The sequence below is a fragment of the Sphingomonas sp. DC5200-1 genome (assembly GCF_049897245.1).
Lineage (GTDB): Bacteria > Pseudomonadota > Alphaproteobacteria > Sphingomonadales > Sphingomonadaceae > Sphingomonas > Sphingomonas aquatilis.
The window spans coordinates 256882-282378 of record NZ_JAFCVW010000005.1 but is presented as its reverse complement, the minus strand read 5'-3'; the positions used below and the strand labels follow the sequence as shown (position 1 = coordinate 282378).

Genomic DNA, 25497 nt, shown 5'->3' with positions numbered 1-25497 from the left:
TGTTGTAACGTCCCAATGTTGAACCGCACCGGACCTGTCAACCGTCCCGTTAAGCCGCGGTGGGCGTTGCGGCTTGCTGCCGGAAATCGACGACCACCGGACCGGCCCCGATCGCCATCGTCCGTCGTACCTCGTGCGGGTCCGACAAAGTGCGCGAGGGCCGGCCGACCAGGAAGCCCTGCACGCTGGCGCAGCCTTCGCGCGCCACGATGGCGAGCTGTGCCGGGCGCTCGATCCCCTCTGCCAGCACCGGCATGCGCAACAGGCCGCCGAGCGCCGTCACCGATCGCAGGATCGAAATCGCCTGATCGTCATATTCCAGTTCGGCGACGAAGGACGCATCCAGCTTGAGGCAATCGAACGGAAAGGATCGCAGGACGTCGATCGACGAATAGCCGACGCCGAAATCGTCGAGGACGATCGATACGCCCATCGCCTTCAATGCGTGCAGCTGTTCGAGTGCGAAGCGGCGATCGTGGATGATCGCGCTCTCGGTCAGTTCCAGCACCAGCCGGTTCGAAGCGAGACCGCTGTCCTCCAGCGCGGACCGTACCGTCATCACCAGACGCGGATCGGACAGATGCTTGGGTGACAGGTTGACGGACACCGGATAGCGATTGGGCCACAGCGCCGCCTCGAAACATGCCTGGCGCAGGATCCAGATGCTCAGCGGCACCACCTCGCCGCTTTCCTCCGCCAGCGGGATAAACTCCGCGGGCGGCACCATGCCGCGGACGGGATGGTTCCAGCGCACCAGCGCCTCATACCCCTTGATCTCGCCCGTCTCGGTCGACGCCTGCACCTGGAAATGCAGTTCGAACGCCCCCCGGTCGAGCGCACGCCGCAGGTCGACGACCAGCTCGCGCCGGGCGCGCACCGCATCGTCCATCTGCGCGTCATAGAAGCACGGTTCGCTGGAATGGATCGACTTGGCGCGGTACATGGCGAGGTCCGCCTTCGCCAGCAGCGCATCCGCATCCCAGCCGTCATGAACCGCGAGTGCGACGCCGATATTGGTCCCGATCGACGCGGTGAAGCGATCGAAGACGAAGGGTGCGTCGAAGACCGCGCGCAACCGATCGAGGAAGTCGGTCAACTCCTCGGCCAGATCGTAGGAAATGACCGCCGCGAATTCGTCGCCGCCCAGACGGCTGATGCACTCGTTGGGACCCAGCGTCGCCGTCATCCGCGCCGCCAGCGCCATCAACAGCTGATCGCCCGCCAGATGGCCATAGGTGTCGTTGACCACCTTGAACCGCGACAGGTCCATCATGACGACGGCCATGCACAGATGCCCGCCCTTACGGTTGAAACGGCGCTCCAATTCTTCGTTGAAGCTCATGCGGTTGGGCAGATCGGTCAGCCCGTCGTACATCGCCATGCGACGCAGCCGGCGATAGGATTCGCCCTTCGTATGCCCGTCGATCAGCGCGCTGATCGCAGCGCAGCCGACGATGATCAGCGACGCGACCGCCGTCGCCACGGCCAACGCGTTCATGGTCGACGGCGACAGGCCATCGCCCAGGCGGATGACGGTGATATGCATCGCCGCCATGCCGCTGAAGTGGAGCGTCACGACACCCAGCGCGAGCAGGCCCATCGTCCGCAAGGCACCCGCACGCCCCGCCTGCCGCGCGCGGGCGAAGGCGGCGGCGCTGAGCCCGACCGACAGCAGTATCGACACGGCGACGACCGGCCAGGTCCAGGTGACGATGCCGTCGACGTGATAGGCCGACATGCCGAGATAGTGCATCAGCGCAATGGCCGCGCCGATGACGCCGCCACCCAATACCCCCGCGCCCCGACGAGCTGAAGCGGCCAGCGCCAGGCCGGGCGCCGCTATACTGATGGCGACCAGAAGCGAACCGAGCGTCTGTATCGGATCGAGGACGACCGGCGCCGACGTGCGATACGCCATCATCGCGACGAAATGGGTCGCCCAAACCATCGTGCCGGTGGCCACTGCGGTCAGCATCACCCAGCCCAGCCGGCTGTAGCCATCCGCCGACCGGATGCAGTGGAACAGCTGAACGCTGGCCGCCGAGCCGATCAGGCAGACCAGCGCCGCCAGCAGGACGAGATGTACATCATGCTGCGCGAAACACAGGGCGATGTCGGTCATGCGGCCCTCACCCCCCGGGCGCCGCGGCGCCCTTCCATCACCAGCGACACCTGTCGGGCCAAGCCGACGAGATAGGCCTTCTGATCCATCGATGCGGGCGGACGCGGCTTGATATCCGCGACGCAGAGCGCGCCGATCTCGATCCCGTCGATCAGGCGCAGCGGCGTACCGATATAATAACGGATGAACGGTTCGCCGGTGACCGAAGGCAAGGCTGCGAAGCGCGGATCGACGGTCGCATCGCAGCATTCCAGCACATCCGAAACATCCAGCGTCAGGGTGCAGAATCCATCCCGTCGCGCCAGGCAGCCTACGTCGACGCCGCGGGCCGCGTGGATCGCCTGGATGTCGTCGTAGATCAGCGACAGGGCCGCGATCGGCGCGGCGAAGCCTTGTTGTGCGGCTTCGACATGGCGATCGAGCGCAGAGGCGCTCGCCTCATCCCCGCCGGTCAGGCCGCGCACGGCCCGCGAACGCAGGCGCTCGCGAAAAAGGTTTGTCAGCATCGGATTACAGGGGCTCGGTGAGTCATCGGTTCCGGCGCATGTGGGCCATAAAGCGTTAAGATGACGTCAGCGTAAAGCACCCGTTATGGGGCGGATTTTCCCCTGTTTTGAGGCGACTATCGGGGGAAGCTAACCTTCCCCCGATAGTCGCTGCGTTTATTGATGCACGTCGTAGCGATCGAGCATCATCACCTTGTCCCACACCTTCACAAAATCGCGCACGAACCGGGCCTGCCCGTCGGCCGCGGCATAGACTTCGGCGATCGCGCGCAACTGCGAATTGGCGCCGAAGATGAGGTCGCAGCGTGTCGCCTCGAACCGGGCGTCGCCGCCATCGCGAGCGACCAGGGTGAAGCGTGATCCCTGCTCATCCGCCTTCTTCCATTCGTAATCCATGCTGGTCAGCACGGTGAAGAAGTCGTTGGTCAGCGCGCCGACGCGATCGGTGAAGATGCCGTCGGACGATCCGTCCCAATTCGCGCCCAGCGCGCGCAGCCCGCCGGTCAGCACCACCCATTCGGGCGCGGACAGCGCAAGCAGGTCGGCACGGTCGAGGAACAGCTGTTCGGGCGACAGGTCGGCGACGTTCACCGAATCGAAGTTCGGATCGACGTAGTTGCGGAAGCCATCAACCACCGGGCGCAGCCATTCGAAGCTGTCCGCATCGGTCAGCGCGTCGGTTGTGTCCATCCGGCCCGGGGTGAACGGAACCTCGGTAGCCGCGCCAGCCGCCGTCGCCGCCTGCTCGACCGCGACGCAGCCGGCAAGCACGATCAGGTCGGCGAGCGAGACCGCCTTGCCGCCCGTCGCACCGCCGCCGAAGTCCGCCGCGACGCGCTTCAGGCTGTCGATCACCGGACGGGTGCGTGCGTTGATCGCCCAATCCTTCTGCGGCGCGAGCGCGATGCGCGCGCCATTGGCGCCTCCGCGCTTGTCGCTGTGCCGGAAGGTCGACGCCGCGGAAAAGGCGGTAAAGGCCAAGTCCGACACCGAATGTCCCGTCGCCAGGATCGCCTGCTTCAGCGCGGCGATATCAGCGTCATTGATCAACGGGTGATCGACCGGCGGGATCGGATCCTGCCACAGCAGATCATCCTCGATCGTCCGCTCTTCGCCAAGGTAACGCTCCTTCGGACCCATGTCGCGGTGGGTCAGCTTGTACCAGGCTTTGGAGAATTGCTCGGTGAAATAGGCGAAGTCGGTCAGGAACCGCTCGCAGATCGGACGATAGACGGGGTCGACCTTCAGCGCGATATCGCTGGTCATCATCATCAGCGGGTGAGTCTTGCCCGCGATATGCGCGTCGGGGGTGTGCGGCGCGGTCTTGTCGACCGGCGTCCATTGCAGCGCGCCCGCGGGGCTGCGCGTCTGTTCCCATTCGAACTTGAACAGATTTTCGAGGTAGCTGTTGTCCCACTTGGTCGGGTCGGGCGTCCAGCTCCCCTCGATGCCGTTGGTCATCGTGAACTCGCCCGCGCCGGTGCCTTCTGGATTGTGCCAGCCGAGGCCCATCTGCTCGATTGGCGCCATTTCCGGCGGCGCGCCGATACGGTCGGCCTTCACCATGCCGTGGCTCTTGCCGAAGGCGTGGCCGCCCGCGATCAGCGCCACCGTCTCCTCGTCGTTCATCGCCATGCGGGTGAACGTGACGCGAATGTCGTGCGCGGACGCCATCGGATCGCCGCTGGCATAGGGGCCCTCAGGATTCACGTAGATCAGCGACTGGTGCGACGCGGCCAGCGGCTGCTCCAGGTCGTAATCCGCGTCGCCGTTCTTGCCGCGCCACCGCTTGTCGCGGTTCACCATTTCGTCGAACGACTTCACCGTCGTCATGTCGACATGTTCGGGGCCCCAATAGGTCGCGTCATCGGCCTCCCACGCGTCATGCCGGCCGCCGGCGAAGCCATAGGTGGGGAAGCCCATGATCTCGAGCGCGCAATTGCCGGTCAGCACCATCAGGTCCGCCCAAGACAGTGCGGCCCCGTACTTCTGCTTGATCGGCCAGATCAGCCGGCGCGACTTGTCGGTGTTGCCATTGTCCCACCAGCTGTCGATCGGGGCGAAGCGCTGCATCGCCTCGCCCGCGCCGCCGCGCCCGTCGGCGATGCGATAGGTGCCGGCCGAATGCCAGGCCATGCGGATCATCTGCGGCCCGTAATTGCCGTAATCGGACGGCCACCAGGCGACCGAGCTGGTCAGGAACGCCTTGATCTCCGCCTTCAGCGCCTGAAGGTCGATCGCCTCGAATGCCGCCTTATAGTCGAAATCCTCGCCCAGCGGATTGGCGCGCGGCCCGTTGCGATGCAGCTGCTCGACGCGAAGGCGATTGGGATACCAATCCTGCAGCGTCGGCTTGCTGGTCTGCGCTCCGCCAATCCGATCCCCACCGAACGGGCACTTCCCGGCCAGGACGTCCTTATAGTCTTCCATGCACACGCGCTCCAGCATCCGCCATTGGGTGAAACAGGAGCGCAGCCGGGCGATGCGAGGGACCCGGCATGCGACAGGGCGAGCCTGATCCACATCAAGCCGAAACGAGGAAGTCGCCGCGCCGTTGCCTGAAATTTAATTTAGATTTGTGCGCCCCCGCCTCTGCTATCGGCTGATGTCTCAACAGATTGGCTCGACGCTGCGACGGCGCGGTCCGTATAGCCGTCGTCGTTCAACACAGGTGCCTGCCCGATGACCGACATGCCGCACGCCCCCGGCGAACATCACCTGGTCCACCGCACCGGCTGGCTGCGCGCGGCGGTGCTGGGCGCCAATGACGGCATCATCTCGGTATCGAGCCTAGTCGTCGGCGTCGCCGCCGCGCCGGGCGCCAGCGCCGCGACCATCCTGCTCGCCGGCGCGGCGGCGCTGGTCGGCGGGGCGTTGTCGATGGCGGCAGGCGAATATGTCTCGGTCAGCTCGCAGGCCGATACCGAACACGCCGACCTGACGCGCGAGGCAGCCGAGCTGCACCGCAATCCCGAGGCCGAAACCCGGGAGCTTGCCGCCATCTACGTCGGCCGCGGCGTCGCGCCCGCGCTGGCACAGACGGTCGCCGAACAGATGATGGCGCATGACGCGCTGGGCGCGCATCGCCGTGACGAACTGGGCCTTGCCGACGACGGCGGATCGCGCCCCGTGCAGGCCGCGGTTTTCTCCGCCGCCGCCTTTACCTCTGGCGCGATCCTGCCGGTGGGGATCGCCGCGCTCGCGCCGCGCCACCTGGCGGTCATGGTCGTGCCGCTGGTGGCAATCGTGCTGCTCGCCATCCTGGGGGCGATCGGCGCCAAGGCCGGCGGCGCGCCGCAGGTTCGCGCGGTGGTGCGCGTCACCGCGCTCGGCGCGCTGGCGATGGCCGCGACGGCATTGCTGGGGCATCTGCTCCCCGTGGGTGCGCTGTAGCCCTTTGCAGCACGGCGCGCGGTCGCTAGCGCTTCCCCGATACACCGCCGGCATCGATCCGACGGACGGACGCGAGAGGACCGCCACATGGGTGCGCTGACGGGATTGAGGGTGCTCGACATGAGCCGCGTGCTGGCGGGGCCGTGGTGCGCGCAGACATTGGCGGATCTTGGCGCGGAGGTCATCAAGATCGAACATCCCCGGCGCGGGGACGACACGCGCGAATGGGGGCCGCCCTGGATGGCGGATGCCGATGGCGCGCCGACGCGCGAAGCCTCCTATTTCCAGTCGGCCAACCGCGGCAAACAATCGGTCGCGATCGACATTGCCTCCACAGAAGGACAGGCGCTGATCCGCGCGATGGTGCCGCAGTGCGATGTGCTGATCGAGAATTACAAGGCGGGGTCGCTGGCGAAATACGGCCTCGACTATGACAGCCTGCGCGCGCTGCACCCCGGCCTGATCTATTGTTCAGTCACCGGCTTTGGCCAGACCGGGCCGCGTGCCGCCGAGCCGGGCTATGACTTCATCATTCAGGCACTCGGCGGGCTGATGAGCATCACCGGCGAGCGCGACGATCTGCCCGGCGGCGGCCCACAGAAGGTGGGCGTCGCGGTATCGGACCTGATGACCGGCCTCTATTCGGTCATCGCGATCCAGGCCGCGCTGCTGCACCGCGCGACAACGGGCCTCGGCCAGCATATCGATATGGCGCTGCTCGACGTGCAGGTCGCGATGCTGTGCAACCAGAGCCAGAATTACCTGACCACCGGCAAGGCCCCCGGTCGATACGGCAACGCTCACGCCAATATCGTGCCCTATCAGGTGTTCCGCGCCGCGGACCGCGACTTCGTGATCGCCTGCGGCAATGATTCGCAATTCGTCGCGCTGTGCGAGGCCATCGGCCTACCCGATCTCCCCCGCGATCCGCGCTTCGCCCGCAACCCCGATCGAGTCGCGAATCGGGAAGCGGTGATCGAACGGCTGGCCGCCCATTTCCTGACCGATACGGCCGATGCGTGGATCGCGCGCATCCATCCTCGCGGCGTGCCGGTCGGCGCGATCAACAGCATCGCGCAGGCCCTCGACGAACCGCAGGTCGCGGCGCGCGCCATGCGCGTCACCATCCCGCACCCGCGCAACCCCGACTTCGAAACGATCGGCAGCCCGATCAAATTGTCCGACACGCCAGTGACCTACGATACGCCGCCACCGATGCTGGGCGAGCACACCGCCGCGGTTCTGGAGCGGCTGGCCGGCGTCGATGCCGAAACCCTGACCGCGCTGGCCGCCGCGGGCATCGTCGCGATGCCGGCGGACCCGATGGCCTGAGCCCTGCCCTTTCGCTTGCTCCCGCCGCCCGTCCCGCGATAACCCCGCCGCGATCATTCCCTCCGGAGCAATAGCCCCATGAAGACCCGCGCCGCCGTCGCCTTCGAAGCGAAGAAACCCCTCGAGATCGTCGAGCTCGACCTCGAAGGCCCAAAGGCGGGCGAAGTCCTGGTCGAGATCATGGCGACCGGCATCTGCCACACCGACGCCTATACGCTCGACGGCCTCGACAGCGAGGGGCTGTTTCCCAGCGTGCTGGGCCATGAAGGCGCCGGCATCGTCCGCGAACTGGGCGCGGGCGTGACCAGCGTCGAGGTCGGCGACCATGTCATCCCGCTCTACACGCCCGAATGCCGCCAGTGTAAGTCATGCCTCAGCCAGAAGACCAACCTGTGTACCGCGATCCGCGCGACGCAGGGCAAGGGGCTGATGCCCGACGGCACGACGCGCTTCAGCTACAAGGGGCAGCCGATCTTCCATTACATGGGCTGTTCCACCTTCTCGAACTTCACCGTGCTGCCCGAGATTGCCGTCGCCAAGATCCGTAAGGACGCCCCGTTCGACACCAGCTGCTACGTCGGCTGCGGCGTGACGACGGGTGTGGGTGCGGTGGTCAACACGGCCAAGGTGCAGGTCGGCGACAATGTCGTCGTCTTCGGCCTCGGCGGTATCGGCCTCAACGTCATCCAGGGCGCGAAGCTGGCCGGCGCCAAGATGATCGTCGGCGTCGACATCAACCCGGATCGCGAAGAGTGGGGCCGCCGGTTCGGCATGACCCACTTCCTCAACACCAAGGGCATGAACCGGGAGGCGATCGTCGCAAAGGTGGCCGAGCTGACCGACGGCGGCGCCGACTATAGCTTCGACGCGACCGGCAATACGGAAGTGATGCGCACCGCGCTGGAATGCTGCCACCGCGGCTGGGGCACCAGCATCGTCATCGGCGTCGCCGAGGCGGGCAAGGAAATCAGCACGCGCCCATTCCAGCTGGTCACGGGCCGCAACTGGCGCGGCACCGCCTTCGGCGGCGCGCGCGGCCGGACCGACACGCCCAAGATCGTCGACTGGTATATGGACGGGATAATCCAGATCGATCCGATGATCACCCACCGCCTGACCCTCGACGAGATCAACAAGGGGTTCGACCTGATGCACGCCGGCGAAAGCATCCGCAGCGTGGTGATTTATTGAGCGCCACTGCCGCCAACACTCCGTCACCCCGGACTTGTTCCGGGGTCCACTCATCCGCGGGGGGTAGGCAGGAGGCGCAGGCCGCCCCCCTCGCCGCGGAGTGGATCCCGGAACAAGTCCGGGATGACGGGGAGGATGAAGGCCGCGGCACCAACCCCCACCAATCAAAAAGAGAGAGGAACACCATCATGTTCAGCCACGTCATGCTCGGCGCCAACGATATCGACGCCTCGAAGGCCTTCTACGACGCGACGCTCGGCGCGCTCGGTATCGCGCCCGGCCGGGTCGATCCCAAGGGTCGCGTGCTCTACATGCACCCGGGCGGCATGTTCCTGCTGACCAAGCCGATCGACGGCCAGCCCGCCTGCCACGCCAATGGCGGCACGATCGGTTTTGCCGCGAGCAGCCCCGAACAGGCCGATGCGTGGCACGCCGCGGGCGTCGCCAATGGCGGCACCGCAATCGAGGACGCGCCGGGCGTACGCGAGGCGCCGTTCGGCAAGCTCTACCTCGCCTATCTGCGCGATCCCGCCGGCAACAAGGTGTGCGCGCTGCACCGCGTCGCGGCATGACGGAGCGCCGCGCGGTCCAGATCCTCACCTTGGTGTGTCAGGACCGCGTCGGCATCGTCGCGGCGGTGTCGGGGGCGCTCGCCGGGATCGACGGCTTCATCCTCGACAGCCAGCAATATGCCGATCTGGAAACGGGCCGGTTCTTCATGCGCGTCGCCTTCGTCCGCGGCGGCGACCGCTACCCGGCAGAGGCCGAGGCACTGCGGGCGGCGATTGCGCCCGTGGCGGAGACGTTCGGCTTCGACTGGAGCCTGGATGCCGCCGAGGCACGCCCACGTGTGCTGATCGCGGTGTCGAAGGGCTCGCATTGCCTGAACGACCTGCTGCATCGCTGGCGCACGAAGACGCTGCCGGTGGATATCGCAGGCGTCGTCTCGAACCACGACAGCTTGCGCCCGCTGGCCGAATGGCACGGCCTGCCGTGGCACCATTTGCCTGTCGACGACACGAACCGCGACGCGCAGGAGGCCGCGATCCTGGCGCTGATGGCGGAGGCACGGGCGGATTATCTGATCCTCGCCCGCTATATGCAGGTACTCGGCCCCCGCCTCGTCGAGGGACTGGCGGGACGCTGCATCAACATCCACCACAGCTTCCTGCCCGGCTTCAAGGGCGCGCAGCCCTATCACCGCGCGCATGCCCGCGGCGTCAAGCTGATCGGCGCGACCGCGCATTTCGTGACGGCCGATCTCGACGAAGGGCCGATCATCGAACAGGCGGTCGAGCGCGTCGATCATCGCGCCAGCGTCGACGACCTCATCCGCATCGGCCGCGATATCGAGGCACAGGTGCTCGCACGCGCGGTCGCCTCAGTGGGCGAGCGGCGCGTCTTCCTCAACGGCAACAGGACGGTGATCTTCCGATGACTTTACAGACGGTGTCGACCGCAAAGGCGTTCGGCGGCACGCAGGGCGTCTATACGCACACGTCCGCCACGACGGGCACGCCGATGACCTTTTCCGTGTACGTGCCCCCGCATGACGATGGCGCGATGCTGCCCGTCGTCTGGTATCTGTCGGGCCTGACCTGCACGCACGCGAACGTCACCGACAAGGGCGAGTATCGCCGCGCCTGCGCCGAACTGGGCCTGATCTTCGTGGCGCCTGACACCAGCCCTCGCGGCGACGATGTCGCGGACGACGAGGCCTATGATTTCGGCAAGGGCGCAGGCTTTTACGTCGATGCGACCGAAGCGCCCTGGGCCCCGCATTTCCGCATGTGGTCCTATGTCACCGAAGAACTGCCGGCGCTGATCGGCGCGCATTTTCCCGCCGACATGGCGCGCCAGTCGATCATGGGCCATTCAATGGGCGGCCATGGCGCGCTGACGATCGGGCTGACCTTTGCTGATCGCTTCAAGGCGGTATCGGCGTTCGCGCCAATCGTCGCGCCGTCGCAGGTGCCGTGGGGCGAGAAGGCGCTGGGCGGCTATCTGGGCGCGGACCGGTCGCGCTGGCGCGCGCATGACACGGTCGCGTTGATCGAGGATGGTGCGCGGGTGCCCGCGCTGCTGGTCGATCAGGGCGATGCGGACCAGTTTCTTGCCGAGCAGCTGAAGCCGGAGCTGCTGGCAGAGGCTTGCGCGAAGGCGGGGATCGACCTGACGCTGCGGATGCAGCCGGGGTACGACCACAGTTATTACTTCATCTCGACCTTCATGGCCGATCATCTCGCCTGGCACGCGGCGCGGCTGTAGGCCGGAGCTGCCTCAAAACACCCCGTCACCCCGGACTTGATCCGGGGTCCCGCTTTTTCAACGGCCCGCGAAAGAAGCGGGACCCCGGCTCAAGGCCGGGGTGACGGGGTTCTGGGGGAAATGGCCCGCGACGTTACGCCGCAGGCTTCGCCAGCATCTTCTCCGCGCTGGTCTTCACGAATTCCGCGATCGGGCCGGACATCATGCTGAGCATCATCGGCACCTTCACCGTGCCGGCGATCCGCGCGTCCTCGATATCCATCTTCGCCTCGACGCTCTGGCCCATGGCGATGATCGTGAGCGTCAGCGCGTCGGTGCCGGTCCAGTGATCGGATACGGTGCCGCCGCCCGGGATATGCTCCGCGAGCTTGGGCAGGCCCGCCTGGATGCGCGCGCGCGCCTCGTCGCGGCCGAGGCTGTGGGGTACGTCGAAGGGGATGGTGGCCATGGATAGTCTCTCGTGATCGTCAGCGGCGGGCGATCGTCACCTCGGCCGCCCGACGCTGATCGGGCAGGACGAAGCTGAGCGTACCCGCCGTCGCGTCCGACTGCGCTGCAACGGCCTTGCGCGCAAGCGAAACCGCGCCATCGCCCTGCCAGCCATGGACGACGACGCGCAACTGCTTCCACCAGGGCGCATAGCGACCCTGCCGCGCGCCGAAGCCGAGCGTCAGGCCATTGGGCGTCATGGTGCAGGTCATGCCCTGCCGCAGGAACACGCCGCGGGTGAAGGCCATCGAATGGCCGTCGTCGGCGTACAGGTCACCGCGGCAATCCTCGCCCGGATAGACGTCGAGCTGCAGCGGGCCGGACGGCGTTTCGGCGGTGCTTTGCACGAGGGGCTGGCGTGGCAGGATGGTGCCGGCGCGCACGAAGACGGGCAGCGTGTCGATCCGCGGCGTCACGCGCACCTTGTCGCCATGTTCGGTCGCCTGCCCCGTCGCCTGCGTCGCCGACTGGATCGGGCCGTTGTCCGCGGCTTCCGGCGTGCCCGCCCGCTGGCCCGTCCAATAATCGTACCAGCCGCCCGCGGGGAGGCAGACGTCATAGGCCTGCGGCTGGTCGGGGTGCGGCGCGGGCGCCACGAGCAGCGAGCGCCCCACGGTGAACGTCCACGACTGGTCGCACGACATGCGCATGGCGGACGGGTAATCGTAGAACACCGGGCGCAGGATGGGATCGCCCGCGCGCGCATTCTGTTCGGCGAGCGCGTACAGATAGGGCATCAGCCGATAGCGTTCCTCGACGAAGCGGCGCCGGATCGCGAGGTGATCGAGCCCGTCGACCCACGGCTCGGCACGCGGCGTGCCCTTGGCGCTGTGATCGCGGAACACGGGGTAGAAGGCGCCGATCTGGAACCAACGAGTCAGCAGCTCGGGGCTAGGGCCGCCCGCGAAGCCGCCGACGTCGGCCGCGCCGTAGGAAAAGCCCGACAGGCCTAGGTTGATGATCTGCTGGATCGACAGCTTGAGGTGGTCCCAGGTCGCGAGATTGTCGCCCGTCCATGTCACCGCATAGCGCTGCCCCCCGGCGTAGCTCGCCCGCGTCATCACGAAGGCGCGCTCGTCGGGCAGCAGCTTGCGCAGCCCATCATAGGTCGCGCGCGTGTTCTGCATGCCGTAGACGTTGTGGATCTCGGCATGCGTCGCGGTGCGGGGCATGAAGCCGTCGCTGTCGATGCGGTGCATGACGTCCGCTGGCATCGTCTTGGTCGGCGTGTTGAAGATCGCCGGTTCGTTCATGTCGTTCCACGCGCCCGCGACGCCCATCTTTACCTGGTCGGCGAACAGCGTGCCGTACCAGTCGCGCACCTTGGTCTCGGTGAAATCCGGGAACACCGACGGACCCGGCCACACCGGCCCGACATAGACCGAGCCGTCGGCACGGTGGACGAAGGCGTCGCGCTTGATGCCCTCGTCATAGGGGCGGTAGCCTTGGTCGGGCGCTTGAGCGACATGCAGGTCGGTGATCGTCACGACCTTGAACCCGTCGCGCTTCAGGTCGGACAGCAGGCCCTTCATGTCCGGGAACGCCTTGGTATCGACCGTGAAGGGTCGGTTGCGGTCCTGCCAATCGATGTCGAGCCATAGCACGTCGGTGGGCACGCGCTCCTGCCGCAGCCGGGCAGCGACGCCGCGCAATTCGTCCGCCGTCATGTAGCTGTAGCGCGACTGCTGATAGCCCAGCGCCCATTGCGGCACGAGCGGCGCCTTGCCGGTCAAGTCAGTGTAGCGGCGCACCACTTCTGCCATGGTCGGGCCGGCGATCAGATAATAGTCGATGGGACCATCCGGCGCGCCAAAGGCCAGTCGCGTGTCGTCGCGATGGCCGAAATCGAACCAGGCGCGCGTCGTATTGTCGAGGAACAGGCCATAGCTGCCCCCCACTCCGCCAACGCCGATGAAGAACGGGATCGACTTGTAGATGGGGTCGTCGCCGCTGCCGAAGCCGAACGCATCGGTATTCCAGTCGACGAAGCTCTTGCCGCGGCGATCGAGCCCGCCGGTCTTGTCGCCCATCCCGAAATAATGCTCGGCCTGCGGCATCGTCTTGGCGAGCGCGAAGCCCTTGCCGTCGAAGGCGACGGGTGCGGCGTCTTCGGAGATGAGGTTGCCGGCGAGATCCTCGACGCGCAGGCGGCCGTCGGCACGGAAACGGACGCGCAGCGCCTTGGTGGCGAAGCCGTCCGCGGCGGGGGTGACGGCGACATGCTGCGCGCGCGTCTTCGCATCGACGGCCCAGCTCGCATCCTCGGGCATTGCACCGCCGCGACCGATGCGGATGCGCAGGATCGAATCGGTCAGCGCGACGACGCGGATCGTCGCGCCGGCGGTGGCGATCTCGGCACCGTCTGAGCGCGCGTTTACGGCAGGCTCCGCCTGCGCGGAAGCGAGAGACGGCACCGTCGCGGTCGCAAGGGCGGTCAGGGCCAGCAGCATCGTGGCGCGCATCGTTCAGGTCTCTCCCGGTGTTATGCGACAGGCTGTGCGCAGTGGGTTGCCACAAGGTCAACCGCGCTGCCCAAGGCATACGTATGCAGCCAAACATCCTACGTCACGCCGGACTTGTTCCGGGGTCCACCGGGCCGCAAGGGCGAGGCAAGAGGCCCAGGCCAATCCCCTCGCCGCAGAGTGGACCCCGGAACAAGTCCGGGGTGACGTAGGGATTTGGAGGCTTCCCCGCCACAGGAGGTGACGAACCTCCCCCATCCCGCTAAGGGCGCGGGCCATGACCGAGATCACGCCCCAGATCGTCGCCGACCATGGCTTGTCCGAGGAAGAATATGCGCGCGTCCTGCATGCGCTGGGCCGCGAGCCCAACCTCGTCGAGCTCGGCATCTTTTCGGTCATGTGGTCCGAGCATTGCAGCTACAAATCGAGCCGCATCCACCTGAAGAAGCTGCCGACCGAAGGCCCGCAGGTGATATGCGGCCCCGGCGAGAATGCCGGCGTGATCGACATCGGCGACGGTCAGGCCGCCATCTTCAAGATGGAATCGCACAACCACCCGTCGTACATCGAGCCGTATCAGGGCGCGGCGACGGGCGTCGGCGGCATTCTGCGCGACGTGTTCACGATGGGCGCACGCCCCGTTGCCAATATGAACGCGCTGCGCTTCGGCCGGCCCGATCACCCCAAGATGCGCCACCTGATCAGCGGCGTCGTCCACGGCATCGGCGGCTACGGCAATTGCGTCGGCGTGCCCACGGTTGGCGGCGAGGTAAACTTCCACCCCGCCTATGACGGCAACATCCTGGTCAACGCGATGACCGTCGGCATCGCCGATCAGGACAAGATCTTTTATTCGGCCGCCAGCGGCGTCGGCAACCCGATCGTCTATGTCGGGTCGAAGACCGGCCGCGACGGCATCCATGGCGCGACCATGGCCAGCGCGGACTTCGGCGAGGATGCCGATGCCAAGCGCCCGACCGTGCAGGTCGGCGATCCCTTCACCGAAAAGCTGCTGATCGAGGCGTGCCTGGAACTGATGGCGACCGATGTGATCGTCGCGATCCAGGACATGGGCGCGGCCGGCCTCACCTCGTCGTCGGTCGAAATGGCGTCGAAGGGCGGCGTCGGCATCGAACTCGTAATGGACGACGTGCCGCAGCGCGAGACGGGGATGACCCCGTACGAGATGATGCTCTCCGAATCGCAGGAGCGCATGCTGATGGTGCTAAAGCCCGGCCGCGAGGCTGAGGCCGAGACGATCTTCCGCAAGTGGGAGCTGGACTTCGCGGTCATCGGTCACGTCACCGACACCGAGCGCATGGTGCTGAAATTCAAGGGCGAGACGGTCTGCGATATCCCGCTGGGTCCGCTCGCCGACGAAGCGCCGCTGTACGATCGCCCGCACGTACCGACGCCCAAGCCGGCTCCGCTTGCCGATGCCCCCGAAAGCGACGACATCGCGCGCGACCTGCTGACGCTGATGGCCTCGCCGGACATCGCTAGCCGCCGCTGGATCTGGGAACAGTACGACCACATGGTCGGCGCCGACACGGTGCAGGCGCCGGGCGGCGATTCGGCCGTCGTCCGCGTGCATGGCACCGACAAGGCGTTGGCGATCACCACCGATTGCACGCCGCGCTATTGCTTCGCCGACCCGGTCGAGGGCGGTAAGCAGGCGGTCGCCGAGGCGTGGCGCAACCTGACCGCGGTGGGCGCGACGCCGCTCGCAATCACCAACTGCCTGAACTTCGCCAACCCGCAGCGGCCCGAGATCATGGGCCAGATCGTCGGTTGCCTTCAGGGCATGGGCGACGCCTGTCGCGCGCTCGATTTCCCGATCGTGTCGGGCAACGTCTCGCTCTACAACGAATCGAAGGCGACCGGCGGCGGCTCGGCGATCCTGCCGACCCCGGCGATCGGCGGCGTCGGCCTGCTGAAGGACTGGACGAAGAACGCGACGATCGCCTTCAAGGGTATCGGCGACGTCATCCTCGTCATCGGCACGCGCGGCGGGCATCTCGGCCAGTCGGTGTGGCTGCGCGAATGCCATGGCCGCGAGGAGGGCCCGCCCCCGCCCGTCGATCTCGCCGCCGAGCGCAAGACCGGCGACCTGATCCGCGACGCCATCGCCAACGGCCAGCTGAGCGCCGTTCACGACGTGTCCGACGGCGGCATTGCCGTGACGCTTGCCGAAATGGCGCTGGCCGGCAACATCGGCGCGATGATCGACCGCAAGCAGCCGTTCGGCTGCGCGGCGTCCTTCTTCGCCGAAGATCAGGGCGTCTATGTCGTCACCGTCCACGACCATGCGCTGCTCGACTTCCTCGGCGCGGCGCACGCCGCCGGCGTCGAGGCGGAGCCGCTGGGCCGAACCGGCGGCAAGCGCCTGATCTTCGAACGCCCGGATCGCGACGACGTGGTGGCGATCGACGATCTGCGCCAAGCACATGAAGGGTTCTTCCCCAAGCTGATGGGCGTCGACGCCGCGCTGGCGTAACTCCTCTTCACACCGTCATTGCGAGCGCAGCGAAGCAATCCAGAGCCGGACAAGACGCCCTGGATTTCTTCGCTTCGCTCGCGTTGGCATCCAGGCGGGCGCCGACGATGATGCTCGCCACGTAGCGCACCCTCCCGTTCCGCAATTGCGACGAATGGAGGCCCGGCGACTGCGAATCACTCGCAGACTGACTTGCGACCGTTTCGCATTAGCCCTATCCAGGGGGTGAAGCGAAGGAGCGTCCATGGTCGTCTGCGTTTGCAATGCCATACGGGAATCCCAGGTCCGCGACGCGGCCCGCAATGGATGCCGTACCGCGTGCCAGGCCTATCGATCGCTCGGCTGCCAGGCGAAATGCGGACAATGCGTTATGGTAGCGCGAGCCATTATCGACACCGAACGCGCTGCTGCCTGACGTTCGCAGCGGTAAAAAACCGCAGATTTCCGCCATTTTTTGCCTTGCCGTAGCCGCCATACGGCGCCTACACCCCCGCCCACGACGTTAGCGGAAGGCGAAGGATATGGCAGTGAAGGGCGACCCCAAGGTCATCGAATTTCTGAACGAGGCGCTCAAGAACGAGCTGACCGCGATCAACCAATATTGGCTCCACTACCGGATGCTCGACCATTGGGGCGTCTATAAGCTCGCCCAGTACGAGCGGATGGAGTCGATCGATGAGATGAAGCACGCCGACTGGCTGTCGGAGCGCATCCTGTTCCTCGATGGGCTGCCGAACTTCCAGCTGCTGGGTCGGCTACGTATCGGCGAGACCGTGGAAGAGGTTCTGAAGTCCGACCTCGCCATGGAAATGGAAGCGGTCGAGCAGCTCAAAGGCGCGATCGCCTATTGCGAGCAGGTCAAGGATTACGTCAGCCGCGATCTCTTCACGCGTATTCTTGCCAGCGAAGAAGAGCATGTCGATACGCTGGAGCGGCAGTTCGACATGATCGAGCGGATGGGCATTCACAATTACGTGCAGCTGAATTCGATAAGCGAGCATGATTCGCCCAAATCGGGCGCGGCGCCGCACCTCGCCTGACCGCGTTCGGGGCGGGCATCGCGCCCGCCCCGTATCGTTACCTTAGCGGCACTTCACGTTGCCGCGGTCGATCGAGCGGCCGAGCACCGCGCCGCCACCGGCGCCGAGCAGCGTGCCGAGCGTACCGCCGCCGACCAGATTGCCGAGCACGCCGCCACCGACCGCGCCGACCACCAGACCGGTCGTGCCGTCGCTGCGCCGGCAATAGGCGCGACCGTCACGCCCGCGATAGATACGGTCGTTGCGGCCCAGCCGCCGCTCGCGATAGCGGCCTTCGCGATAATGATCGGCGGGCTCCCACCGGCCGTCACGATCGCCGTTCCAGCGATAGTCGCCGCGCTGCGCGATCGCCGCGCCCGTCGTGATCGGCGCCACCATCGTCACCGCGGCCAGTGCCGCAAGCCATGCCGTCTTCATCGTCAACCTCCTGCAAGACAAGGCGGACCAAGCGCTCGGGCGGACGGATGGTTGCGGGCCCGGCTATTTGCGGCGGGCGGGATCGGCCTGCGTCTTCACCAGCCACGGCTTCACGATACCGGTCGGATGCGGCGTGCCGGTCAGGCGCACCGCGCGGACCAGCTTGACCGGGCGCAGCAGCAACTGCCCGCCCATGCCGCCGCCGGTGGGCTGCGCCAGGATCCGCTTCAACACAGGCATGCCCGACACGACATGGCCGAAGGCGGCATAGCCCTGATAGCTGCCCTTGGCGTCCATGCTGGGCATCGCGCCGATCGTGATGAAGAAATTACCGCCCGCCGACCCGGCATCGGCACGCCGCGCCATTGAGATCGTGCCGTCGGTGTGCTTGATCCCCGTCATCGCGGTCGTTTCGAGCGGAAACGGCGGCAAGATGCGGCGCGCATCGGTGCGGATGCCGCCTTGGACGAAGCCATAGGTCGGCGCCTGCCGGTTTCGTGCCGACCGATAGAAGGTCATGCCGTCGAATCGCCCGTCGTCGACATAGCCCATGAAATTGGCGACCGTGCGGGGCGCGTGCCGGGCGTCGAGCGCCAGCACGACCGGGCCATAGGCCGTGTCCAGCCGGACGCGCACGATCGCCGGTTCGCGCGGCGGTGCAGCGGAGCCAGCCGGCGCGAACGCTGCGACTGCGAGAAGAGCATGGAAAAAGCGCATGATGAACCCTGGTTTGCAATGGTCGGCCGAGGCGGGATCAGACACCATCGCCTATGTGATACCGATAACGATTGCGCGACACAAAAGCGCGATTGCACGTTTTGCACTTGCGACAATCCGTGCTGCGATGCACAAAGACCGCGCCTTTCAGGCATCCTCTCCTAAAAACTTTCCGGCCGGTCTCTGACCGGCCTTTTTTTTGACCGCGATCCGGCGTACGGGTGCTGCGCCTCAACCGCGCCGTCAATGAGATATACGGAGCGGAGCCTGCCGGTAAAACCGGCACCGGTGTGGTCGGGGTGCGGGGGATCGAGTCCAACCGGCGTATCCGGACTCTCCCCCGCCCTTCCTTTTCCCAGCGAGCGATGCGCCCTGTTGCGGGAGCGCCTGTCATGCATATCGGCATCCTCGAAACCGGCGCACCGCCGGGCGATCTTGCTGAAAAGCATGGCACTTACGCCATGATGATGGCCGCGCTGCTGGGGCCGACCCACCGCTACACACGCTACGACGTTCGCATCGGCGAATTGCCCGACTCGCCGGACGCGTGCGATGCCTATGTCGTCACCGGATCGGCGGCGGGGGTGAATGACGGCCATGGCTGGTTCGAATCGCTTGCCCACTTCCTGCGCACGGCGCGCGGCACGGCACGGTTGATCGGTATCTGTTTCGGGCATCAGGCGATCGCGCATGCCTTCGGTGGTCGGGTGGTCAAGGCGCCGCAAGGCTGGGGCCTGGGCCTGACCCGCTATGACCTCCTAACCCCGATTGCGGACCTGGGAGACAGCGTGACCGCCATGGCCTCGCATCAGGATCAGGTCGTGACACCACCGGAGGGCGCCGAGGTTCTCGCCCGCACGCCGTTCACGCCGTGCGCCGCGCTATCCTATGCCGACGGCAATGCTCTGACGCTACAATTCCACCCCGAATTCGACGCCGCTTACGCCCGCGCGCTGATCGCCGCCCATACCGCGCCCGATATCGATGCGACCTTGCGCGATCGGGCGACACGCTCGCTGGACGGCCCCAGTGACAATGCTGCGATCGGCGCATGGCTGAACCGCTATCTGGCGAGCGGACGCGCCGCCTGACGGCTAGGCTGGCCGCACCGTTGAAAGGATCGTACGCCCCGACGATGGACGCACGCCCCCTTCCCGATCGGCCCCCGCTCGTCACTGAACGCCTGGTCCTGCGCCACCCGCAGCACTGCGACGCGGATGCGATCGTCGCGGCGATTGGCGATCGGGACGTCGCGCGACGACTGGCGCGCGTGCCGCATCCTTATGGGCCTGAGGATGCCGCCTTTTTCCTGGACCGGATCGTCCCGCACGAATGGGTGTGGGCGATCACGCGCAGGCACGATGACACGCTGATCGGCGCCATCGGCCTGACGCCGTCCCCGACGCCGGATGTCGCCGAACTGGGCTATTGGCTCGGCCGGCCGCATTGGGGATCGGGACTGGCGACCGAGGCCGCGCGGGCGGTGCTGGCGTTCGGGTTCGACACGCTGGCACTGCGGACGATCACATCGGGATATTTCCTGTCGAACCCCGCCTCCGGCCGCGTTCTGGATAAGCTGGGGTTCGTCGAGACGGGCCCGGCCATGCGCCCGTGCCTCGTTGAGGGCGGCGACGTGCCATCGATGGAGGTGCGGCTGTCATCCCGCTGACCGCTTTCGCTCCGCCCCTGACACTGGCAAAGGCCGGGCCGACCACGATGGAGACGACGGTGCCCCTTACCCTCTACGGCATCCCCAATTGCGACACGGTGAAGAAGGCGCGCGTCTGGCTGGATCAGACGGGCGTGTCGTATCGATTCCACAATTACAAAAGCGACGGAGTCGATGAGGGGCGACTGCGGCACTGGGTCGATACGCTCGGCTGGGAGGTCCTGCTGAATCGCGCGGGCACGACGTTCCGCAAGCTGCCCGACGCCGACCGCGCCGCCCTGGATGCGGACAAGGCGATCGCGCTGATGATCGCGCAACCCTCCATGATCAAACGCCCGGTGCTGGAGGGCGACGGCGTGCTGCTGGTCGGCTTCAAGCCCGATGCGTGGGCTGCCGCGCTGGGCTGACGTTGCGACGCGGGGCGTAGCGCGGCATCCTGTTTCCAAAAGAGGGGGAAGCGATGACGCGCGGCAGACGGGCGACACCTATGTGGTTCGCCATCGTTGTGATGGTTCTGGCCGTCTGGGGCGCAGTGGGCGTGTTCGCCTGCGTCCAGCAGATCCGCCTGGGCGCGGAGGCGATGGGGCCGGCGGACGCTTATTACCGACGGCTCTATGCGAGCTTCCCGATCTGGTACAATGGCGTCTATGCCCTCGCGACCGGCAGCGGCCTTGCTGCCGCACTCGCGCTGGTGCTGCGGTCGGCGCTGGCCCGGCCACTGTTCCTCGTGTCGCTAATCGCCGTGATCGCGCAGTTCGGCTGGTTGTTCGTCGCGACCGACATCATTGCGGTGCGCGGCGCGGCGCAGGTCGTCCCCTTCCCCGTTTTCATCGCCGCCGTGGCGCTGTTCGGCGTCTGGCTGTCGGGCCATGCGCGTCGGCGGGGATGGATCGGTTGAGACAAGGCGCGTAAGGCCTGCTGCCATGTCCACGACCTATACAATCGACACCGCGACCAGCCGTGCGAATCCGACGCCGGCGCTGCGCAAGCGCCTGACCGTCCCCGCGATCCGCCAGCGCAAGGGGGCTGAGCCGCTGGTGATGCTGACCGCCTATACGGTACGCACCGCGCAGTTGCTCGACGCGCATTGCGACATGCTGCTGGTCGGCGACAGCCTGGGCCAGGTGATCTACGGCTTGCCCTCCACCGTGCCCGTCACGCTGGAGATGATGGCGGCGCACGGCGCGGCGGTGGTGCGCGGCAGTGCGCATGCGGTGGTGGTCATCGACATGCCCTTCGGCAGCTACGAAGCCTCACCCGAAAAGGCATTCGAAAGCGCCGCGTGGCTGCTGAAGCAGACCGGCGCGGCGGCCGTGAAGCTGGAAGGCGGCGCGGCGATGGCGTCCACCGTCCGCTTCCTCTCCGAACGCGGCATTCCCGTCATGGGCCATGTCGGGCTGACGCCGCAGGCGGTGAACGTGCTGGGCGGTTATGGCGCGCGCGGGCGGACCGAGGCGGAGGCGGAGAAGATCGTCGGCGATGCCGTCGCCGTCGCCGAAGCGGGCGCCTTTGCCGTCGTGATCGAGGGCGTGATGGAGCCGATCGCGATTCGCATCACGCAAGACATCGCCTGTCCGACGATCGGCATCGGCGCATCGGCGCAGTGCGACGGGCAGGTGCTGGTCGCCGAGGACATGCTGGGCCTGTTCGAACGAACCGCGCGCTTCGTGAAGCGCTACGACGACATGGCCGGCCGCATTTCCGCCGCAGCCGAAGCCTATGCCGGCGAGGTACGGGCGCGCAGCTTCCCCGGCCCTGAGCAGATCTATCCCGCCAAGGGATGATCGACGCGCAGGCCGACAGCCTGCATGACCTTTTGTTTCCCGGCGGGCGTCGCTAAGAGTGCGCGCCAGTCTTTTATCGTCCGCCCTTTATCGTCCGGAGCCCTCCTTGGCCCTTACGCCGCAAAACAACGATGCGTTCCTTCGCGAAGTCGACGACGAACTGCGCCGCGATCAACTGCTGACCTTCTGGGAACGCTATGGCCGCTGGACCATCGTAGGAATCGTCGCCGCGCTCGCGGCGTTCGGCGGATTCCTGTATTGGCAACACCGTCAGACCGAAGCGGCGGGCGTGCAGGGCGAACAATTGCAGGCCGCCTACGACCAGCTCGGCAACGGCCAGCCCGATGCCGCCGCCAAGGCGCTGGCGCCGATCGCGCAGACCGGCCGCCCCGGCTATCGCGCGCTCGCCCAGATGACCGACGCGGACATCCTGTTGTCGAAGAAGCAGGACAAGGCCGCCGCCGCCAAATTCGCTGCCATCGCCGCCGACAGCAGCGTCGCGCAGCCGTTCCGCGATCTCGCGCTGATCCGCCAGACCGTCGCCGAATATGACACGCTGAAGCCGCAGGTGGTGATCGAGCGGCTGCGGCCGATCGCCGTCCCGGCCAACGCCTATTTCGGCAGCGCGGGCGAACTGGTCGCGATGGCCTATCTCGACAGTGGGCGCCGCGATCTTGCCGGCCAGATGTTCAGCCAGCTCGGCAGCACCGAGAGCGTGCCCGAGACGATCCGTCAACGCGCGGTTCAGATGGCCGGATCGATGGGGGTGGATACATCCGCCGCCAAGGTTCGCGTCGTTACCCCCGCCAGCGCCGCGACCGCGCAATAACCCGCCGCACGATAGAGAAGGCCTCGCGTAGATGAAGACCACCATTCGTGCCTCGGTTGGCATTGCGGCCCTGATGGCCTTGTCCGCCTGCGGCGTGTTCAAGGGCGCACCCAAGAAGACGCCGACCGTCGGCCAGCGCGTGCCGATCCTGACGTCGGAAAACGGCATCGAGGCCGATCCGTCGATCGCCGACATCCAGGTGACGCTGCCCGCCCCCGCCGCCAACGCGAGCTGGTCGCAGCCGGGCGGCAATGCGGCCAAGTCGATGGGCCAGCTCGCGCTTGCCGAAACCCCGTCGCGCCTCTGGGAAAGCCGGATCGACGGCGGCTCGGTGCGTGAACGGCTCGCCGCCGCGCCGGTGATCGTCGATAACAAGCTGTATATCGTCGACGTGCAGGCCCAGCTGCATGCCTTTGCCGCCGATACGGGTGCCAAGCTGTGGAGCGCCAGCGTCGCGAGCGGCGATGCCAACCGCCCCGCGCGCTTCGGCGGCGGTGCCAGCGTCGAGGGTGGCCGCGTCTTCGCGACCGACGGCCTGGGCGACGTGGTCGCGTTCAACGCTGCGGACGGCAAGGAAATCTGGCGCGCCAAGCCCGGCGGCCCGCTGCGCGGCGCGCCGACGCTGGCCAATGGTTCGGTCTATGTGCTGAGCCAGGACAATCAGATCTTCGCGATCGACCAGAACGACGGCAAGGTGCAGTGGGCGCAGTCCGGCACGCTGGAGACGCAGGGCGTGTTCGGCGTCGCGGCACCGGCCGCCAGCCAGGGCACGATCGTCGCCGGCTTCTCGAGCGGCGAGCTCAACGCCTATCGCTACGAAAACGGCCGCGTCCTGTGGGGCGATGCGCTGTCGCGCACCTCGATCACCACGTCGGTGTCGAGCCTGTCGGACATCGACGCCGATCCGGTGATCGACAACGGCCGTATCTTCGCGGTCGGCCAGGGCGGCCGTATGGTCAGCCTCGATCTCGCGACCGGCCAGCGGTTGTGGGAACAGAATTTCGCCGGCATCTCGACGCCGTGGATCGCAGGCGACTGGCTGTTCGTCGTCACCGACACCGGCCGCCTCGTCTGCCTCGCCCGCTCGAACGGCAAGGCGCGCTGGATCGCGCAATTGCAGCGGTTCAAGAACACCAAGAAGCAGAAGGGCCCGCAGGTCATCTGGTTCGGCCCGGTCCTGGCCGGCAACCGCCTGATCCTGACCAACTCGCTGGGCCAGATCGTCTTCACCTCGCCGACCGACGGCAGCATCGTGAACACGATCGACACGAAGGACAGCTTCGCGCTGCCGCCGGTGGTGGCGAACGGCACGCTCTACACGGTCGGCCAGTCGGGCAAGGTGACGGCGTTCAAATAAGCCGCGCCTCCCCGGCGACGGGAGCATGGAACGACAGGGACGCTGCGGCCGCCACAGGCCCGGCGTCCTTTGTGTGTCTAGCGAAACCAGATCGGATGCGCCGGAACGTCGCCATCAGCGCGGCATGCACCTCCGAACCTACTAAAAGTACCATATCGGGCGAGCAATCTTTCGTCACTTTCGGGCGCGCCCGGCGTTGTGATGGGGTCTTTCCTGTTGAGGTCCTGTCCGTCCATGCCGCATCCCTCTGATCGTCTTGCCGTTCTCGAATCCCGACGGACGTTGAAGATGGCGCGATCGGCCCATGCCTATGTGCGGGGCAATACGGCAAAATTCTACGAATGGCTGGCAGCGTCCGATGCGGCACGGCGTGTGCCGGTGGGGCCGGCGGTGTGGATTTGCGGCGACTGCCACCTCGGCAATCTGGGGCCGATCGCCAGCGGCAACGGAGCCGTCGCCATCCAGATCCGCGATCTCGACCAGGCGGTCATCGGCAACCCCGCGCACGACCTCATCCGGCTAGGCCTGTCGCTGGCCACGGCCGCCCGCGGCTCCGACCTGCCGGGTGTCGTCACGATGCGGATGATGGAAGCGATGGTCGATGGCTATGCCGCAGCGATCCACGATCCGACCAGCGGCGACCCCGGCGTCGAATCCGACACCGTCCGCAGCGTCGAACGCGAGGCGCTGGGCCGGCGCTGGCGGCATCTGGCCAAGGAACGGCTGGATGCAGTGGAGCCGCGCATCCCGCTCGGCAAGAAGTTCTGGGAGCTGGCGCCTGAGGAACGCGAGGCGCTGACCGCGCTGTTTGCGGACGAGCGCGTCGCGGCGATGATCCTGTCACTCAAGGGCAAGCCGAAGGATCGCGAGGTCCGGCTGGTCGATGCCGCCTATTGGATGAAGGGGTGCAGTTCGCTGGGCCTGCTGCGCTATGCGGCGATCGTCGCGCTCAGGACGCGCAAGGGCAATTGGTCCTATGCGCTGGTCGACCTGAAGGAAGCGACCGCCCCCGTCGCGCCGGCGGCTCGCGGTGCGGCCATGCCGCGCGACCCGGGCGAGCGGGTCGCCACAGCCGCCCGTCACCTGTCGCCCTATCTCGGCGCGCGGATGATGCCGGTCCGGATGCTCGACCGGTCGCTGTTCATCCGCGAACTGACTCCACACGACCTGAAGCTGGAGGTCGAGCAGTTCAGCCGCGGCGAGGCAATCCGCGCCGCCCGCCACCTCGCCTTCGTCGTCGGCACAGCGCACGCCCGCCAGATGGACGCCGCCGCGCGCGCGGACTGGATCGACCAGCTTGAATCGGGCCGGCACGGGCAGCTCGATGCGCCCTCATGGCTGTGGGAAAGCGTCGTCTCGCTCTCCGGTAGCCATGAGGCGGGCTATCTCGATCACTGCCGGCGGTACGCGCTGGCGGCGTAAGC

Annotated in this window: 25 protein-coding genes; 18 read left to right on the top strand and 7 right to left on the bottom strand. The window is 66.8% G+C overall.

The window, feature by feature from the left end; translation table 11 throughout:
- Positions 1 to 49: 49 nt before the first annotated feature.
- From ACP7A3_RS13060 to katG, 3 genes are all read right to left on the bottom strand, one after another.
- On the bottom strand, positions 50 to 2122 hold the full coding sequence (locus ACP7A3_RS13060) for a putative bifunctional diguanylate cyclase/phosphodiesterase (RefSeq protein WP_426255886.1): 2073 nt from the start codon (positions 2120 to 2122) through the stop codon (positions 50 to 52).
- Entirely contained in the window at positions 2119 to 2628 is a 510-nt protein-coding gene (locus ACP7A3_RS13055; protein ID WP_426255885.1) for a GAF domain-containing protein, read from the bottom strand. The genes ACP7A3_RS13060 and ACP7A3_RS13055 overlap by 4 nt, the downstream gene beginning before the upstream one ends.
- A 156-nt stretch (positions 2629 to 2784) precedes the next feature.
- Complete coding sequence (gene katG, locus ACP7A3_RS13050; protein WP_426255884.1) at positions 2785 to 5058, bottom strand: catalase/peroxidase HPI; 2274 nt, start codon at positions 5056 to 5058, stop codon at positions 2785 to 2787.
- A 252-nt stretch (positions 5059 to 5310) separates the two neighbouring features.
- Here katG and ACP7A3_RS13045 point away from each other — a divergent pair, with 252 nt between their 5' ends.
- The 6 genes from ACP7A3_RS13045 to fghA all read left to right on the top strand — a co-directional run bounded on the left by ACP7A3_RS13045 (position 5311) and on the right by fghA (position 10812).
- On the top strand, positions 5311 to 6021 hold the full coding sequence (locus ACP7A3_RS13045; protein WP_426255883.1) for a VIT1/CCC1 transporter family protein: 711 nt from the start codon (positions 5311 to 5313) through the stop codon (positions 6019 to 6021).
- 87 nt (positions 6022 to 6108) lie between these two features.
- Complete coding sequence (locus ACP7A3_RS13040) at positions 6109 to 7353, top strand: CaiB/BaiF CoA transferase family protein (RefSeq protein ID WP_426255882.1); 1245 nt, start codon at positions 6109 to 6111, stop codon at positions 7351 to 7353.
- Positions 7354 to 7431: 78 nt separating this feature from the next.
- Positions 7432 to 8544, top strand: a complete 1113-nt coding sequence (locus ACP7A3_RS13035; protein ID WP_426255881.1) for an S-(hydroxymethyl)glutathione dehydrogenase/class III alcohol dehydrogenase — start codon at positions 7432 to 7434, stop codon at positions 8542 to 8544.
- 188 nt (positions 8545 to 8732) lie between these two features.
- On the top strand, positions 8733 to 9116 hold the full coding sequence (locus ACP7A3_RS13030; RefSeq protein WP_017979281.1) for a VOC family protein: 384 nt from the start codon (positions 8733 to 8735) through the stop codon (positions 9114 to 9116).
- Positions 9113 to 9982: a formyltetrahydrofolate deformylase gene (gene purU, locus ACP7A3_RS13025; RefSeq protein WP_426255880.1), complete on the top strand. Its 870-nt coding sequence runs from the start codon at positions 9113 to 9115 to the stop codon at positions 9980 to 9982. Before ACP7A3_RS13030 ends, purU begins: the two co-directional genes overlap by 4 nt.
- On the top strand, positions 9979 to 10812 hold the full coding sequence (gene fghA, locus ACP7A3_RS13020; RefSeq protein ID WP_426255879.1) for an S-formylglutathione hydrolase: 834 nt from the start codon (positions 9979 to 9981) through the stop codon (positions 10810 to 10812). Before purU ends, fghA begins: the two co-directional genes overlap by 4 nt.
- 133 nt (positions 10813 to 10945) lie before the next feature.
- On the opposite strand, the gene ACP7A3_RS13015 is transcribed toward fghA, so the two are convergent.
- Positions 10946 to 11260 carry a polyhydroxyalkanoic acid system family protein gene (locus tag ACP7A3_RS13015; protein ID WP_241891192.1) on the bottom strand — a complete coding sequence of 105 codons (315 nt, stop codon included), beginning with the start codon at positions 11258 to 11260 and terminating at the stop codon, positions 10946 to 10948.
- 19 nt (positions 11261 to 11279) lie between these two features.
- Positions 11280 to 13763 carry a TIM-barrel domain-containing protein gene (locus tag ACP7A3_RS13010; protein ID WP_426255878.1) on the bottom strand — a complete coding sequence of 828 codons (2484 nt, stop codon included), beginning with the start codon at positions 13761 to 13763 and terminating at the stop codon, positions 11280 to 11282.
- 277 nt (positions 13764 to 14040) lie between these two features.
- On the opposite strand from ACP7A3_RS13010, the gene purL reads away from it, so the two are divergent.
- The 3 genes from purL to bfr all read left to right on the top strand — a co-directional run bounded on the left by purL (position 14041) and on the right by bfr (position 17300).
- Entirely contained in the window at positions 14041 to 16260 is a 2220-nt protein-coding gene (purL, locus tag ACP7A3_RS13005; RefSeq protein WP_426255877.1) for a phosphoribosylformylglycinamidine synthase subunit PurL, read from the top strand.
- Between the two features lie 244 nt (positions 16261 to 16504).
- Positions 16505 to 16675, top strand: coding sequence for a (2Fe-2S)-binding protein (locus ACP7A3_RS13000; RefSeq protein WP_081609139.1), 171 nt, complete (start codon positions 16505 to 16507; stop codon positions 16673 to 16675).
- Positions 16676 to 16787: 112 nt separating this feature from the next.
- On the top strand, positions 16788 to 17300 hold the full coding sequence (bfr, locus tag ACP7A3_RS12995) for a bacterioferritin (protein WP_024310291.1): 513 nt from the start codon (positions 16788 to 16790) through the stop codon (positions 17298 to 17300).
- 42 nt (positions 17301 to 17342) lie between these two features.
- Here bfr and ACP7A3_RS12990 read toward each other — a convergent pair whose 3' ends face one another.
- A complete protein-coding gene (locus ACP7A3_RS12990) occupies positions 17343 to 17717 on the bottom strand; it encodes a glycine zipper 2TM domain-containing protein (protein ID WP_426255876.1) in 375 nt (124 codons plus the stop codon).
- 63 nt (positions 17718 to 17780) lie between these two features.
- On the bottom strand, positions 17781 to 18434 hold the full coding sequence (locus ACP7A3_RS12985) for a peptidylprolyl isomerase (protein ID WP_426255875.1): 654 nt from the start codon (positions 18432 to 18434) through the stop codon (positions 17781 to 17783).
- Here ACP7A3_RS12985 and ACP7A3_RS12980 point away from each other — a divergent pair.
- The 9 genes from ACP7A3_RS12980 (at position 18433) to ACP7A3_RS12940 (ending at position 25495) form a co-directional block, all read left to right on the top strand.
- Positions 18433 to 18621, top strand: a complete 189-nt coding sequence (locus tag ACP7A3_RS12980) for a hypothetical protein (protein ID WP_426255874.1) — start codon at positions 18433 to 18435, stop codon at positions 18619 to 18621. The two genes, ACP7A3_RS12985 and ACP7A3_RS12980, sit on opposite strands and share 2 nt — an antisense overlap.
- Positions 18622 to 18826: 205 nt before the next feature.
- Positions 18827 to 19525, top strand: a complete 699-nt coding sequence (locus ACP7A3_RS12975; protein ID WP_426255873.1) for a type 1 glutamine amidotransferase — start codon at positions 18827 to 18829, stop codon at positions 19523 to 19525.
- Positions 19486 to 20103: a GNAT family N-acetyltransferase gene (locus ACP7A3_RS12970; protein ID WP_426255872.1), complete on the top strand. Its 618-nt coding sequence runs from the start codon at positions 19486 to 19488 to the stop codon at positions 20101 to 20103. Before ACP7A3_RS12975 ends, ACP7A3_RS12970 begins: the two co-directional genes overlap by 40 nt.
- Positions 20104 to 20162: 59 nt before the next feature.
- Positions 20163 to 20510 (top strand): ArsC family reductase, encoded by a 348-nt coding sequence (locus ACP7A3_RS12965; protein ID WP_426255871.1) that lies wholly within the window; start codon positions 20163 to 20165, stop codon positions 20508 to 20510.
- Between the two features lie 53 nt (positions 20511 to 20563).
- The gene (locus ACP7A3_RS12960) at positions 20564 to 21001 is read left to right on the top strand and encodes a hypothetical protein (protein WP_426255870.1); all 438 of its coding nucleotides are present in this window, start codon (positions 20564 to 20566) and stop codon (positions 20999 to 21001) included.
- Between the two features lie 25 nt (positions 21002 to 21026).
- The gene (gene panB / locus ACP7A3_RS12955; RefSeq protein ID WP_426255869.1) at positions 21027 to 21887 is read left to right on the top strand and encodes a 3-methyl-2-oxobutanoate hydroxymethyltransferase; all 861 of its coding nucleotides are present in this window, start codon (positions 21027 to 21029) and stop codon (positions 21885 to 21887) included.
- A 106-nt stretch (positions 21888 to 21993) separates the two neighbouring features.
- The gene (locus ACP7A3_RS12950) at positions 21994 to 22716 is read left to right on the top strand and encodes a tetratricopeptide repeat protein (RefSeq protein WP_426255868.1); all 723 of its coding nucleotides are present in this window, start codon (positions 21994 to 21996) and stop codon (positions 22714 to 22716) included.
- A 31-nt stretch (positions 22717 to 22747) separates the two neighbouring features.
- Positions 22748 to 24073 (top strand): PQQ-binding-like beta-propeller repeat protein, encoded by a 1326-nt coding sequence (locus tag ACP7A3_RS12945; protein WP_426255867.1) that lies wholly within the window; start codon positions 22748 to 22750, stop codon positions 24071 to 24073.
- 234 nt (positions 24074 to 24307) lie between these two features.
- Entirely contained in the window at positions 24308 to 25495 is a 1188-nt protein-coding gene (locus tag ACP7A3_RS12940) for a DUF2252 family protein (protein WP_426255866.1), read from the top strand.
- The last annotated feature ends 2 nt before the right edge of the window (positions 25496 to 25497 follow it).

Bases quoted from the DNA above. Each gene is read 5' to 3' on its own strand.
- ACP7A3_RS13060 (WP_426255886.1), bottom strand. From the start codon at position 2,122: ATGACCGACATCGCCCTGTGTTTCGCGCAGCATGATGTACATCTCGTC.
- ACP7A3_RS13055 (WP_426255885.1), bottom strand. From the start codon at position 2,628: ATGCTGACAAACCTTTTTCGCGAGCGCCTGCGTTCGCGGGCCGTGCGC.
- katG (WP_426255884.1), bottom strand. From the start codon at position 5,058: ATGGAAGACTATAAGGACGTCCTGGCCGGGAAGTGCCCGTTCGGTGGG.
- ACP7A3_RS13045 (WP_426255883.1), top strand. From the start codon at position 5,311: ATGACCGACATGCCGCACGCCCCCGGCGAACATCACCTGGTCCACCGC.
- ACP7A3_RS13040 (WP_426255882.1), top strand. From the start codon at position 6,109: ATGGGTGCGCTGACGGGATTGAGGGTGCTCGACATGAGCCGCGTGCTG.
- ACP7A3_RS13035 (WP_426255881.1), top strand. From the start codon at position 7,432: ATGAAGACCCGCGCCGCCGTCGCCTTCGAAGCGAAGAAACCCCTCGAG.
- ACP7A3_RS13030 (WP_017979281.1), top strand. From the start codon at position 8,733: ATGTTCAGCCACGTCATGCTCGGCGCCAACGATATCGACGCCTCGAAG.
- purU (WP_426255880.1), top strand. From the start codon at position 9,113: ATGACGGAGCGCCGCGCGGTCCAGATCCTCACCTTGGTGTGTCAGGAC.
- fghA (WP_426255879.1), top strand. From the start codon at position 9,979: ATGACTTTACAGACGGTGTCGACCGCAAAGGCGTTCGGCGGCACGCAG.
- ACP7A3_RS13015 (WP_241891192.1), bottom strand. From the start codon at position 11,260: ATGGCCACCATCCCCTTCGACGTACCCCACAGCCTCGGCCGCGACGAG.
- ACP7A3_RS13010 (WP_426255878.1), bottom strand. From the start codon at position 13,763: ATGCGCGCCACGATGCTGCTGGCCCTGACCGCCCTTGCGACCGCGACG.
- purL (WP_426255877.1), top strand. From the start codon at position 14,041: ATGACCGAGATCACGCCCCAGATCGTCGCCGACCATGGCTTGTCCGAG.
- ACP7A3_RS13000 (WP_081609139.1), top strand. From the start codon at position 16,505: ATGGTCGTCTGCGTTTGCAATGCCATACGGGAATCCCAGGTCCGCGAC.
- ACP7A3_RS12990 (WP_426255876.1), bottom strand. From the start codon at position 17,717: ATGAAGACGGCATGGCTTGCGGCACTGGCCGCGGTGACGATGGTGGCG.
- ACP7A3_RS12980 (WP_426255874.1), top strand. From the start codon at position 18,433: ATGATGAACCCTGGTTTGCAATGGTCGGCCGAGGCGGGATCAGACACC.
- ACP7A3_RS12985 (WP_426255875.1), bottom strand. From the start codon at position 18,434: ATGCGCTTTTTCCATGCTCTTCTCGCAGTCGCAGCGTTCGCGCCGGCT.
- ACP7A3_RS12975 (WP_426255873.1), top strand. From the start codon at position 18,827: ATGCATATCGGCATCCTCGAAACCGGCGCACCGCCGGGCGATCTTGCT.
- ACP7A3_RS12970 (WP_426255872.1), top strand. From the start codon at position 19,486: ATGGCTGAACCGCTATCTGGCGAGCGGACGCGCCGCCTGACGGCTAGG.
- ACP7A3_RS12960 (WP_426255870.1), top strand. From the start codon at position 20,564: ATGACGCGCGGCAGACGGGCGACACCTATGTGGTTCGCCATCGTTGTG.
- panB (WP_426255869.1), top strand. From the start codon at position 21,027: ATGTCCACGACCTATACAATCGACACCGCGACCAGCCGTGCGAATCCG.
- ACP7A3_RS12945 (WP_426255867.1), top strand. From the start codon at position 22,748: ATGAAGACCACCATTCGTGCCTCGGTTGGCATTGCGGCCCTGATGGCC.
- ACP7A3_RS12940 (WP_426255866.1), top strand. From the start codon at position 24,308: ATGCCGCATCCCTCTGATCGTCTTGCCGTTCTCGAATCCCGACGGACG.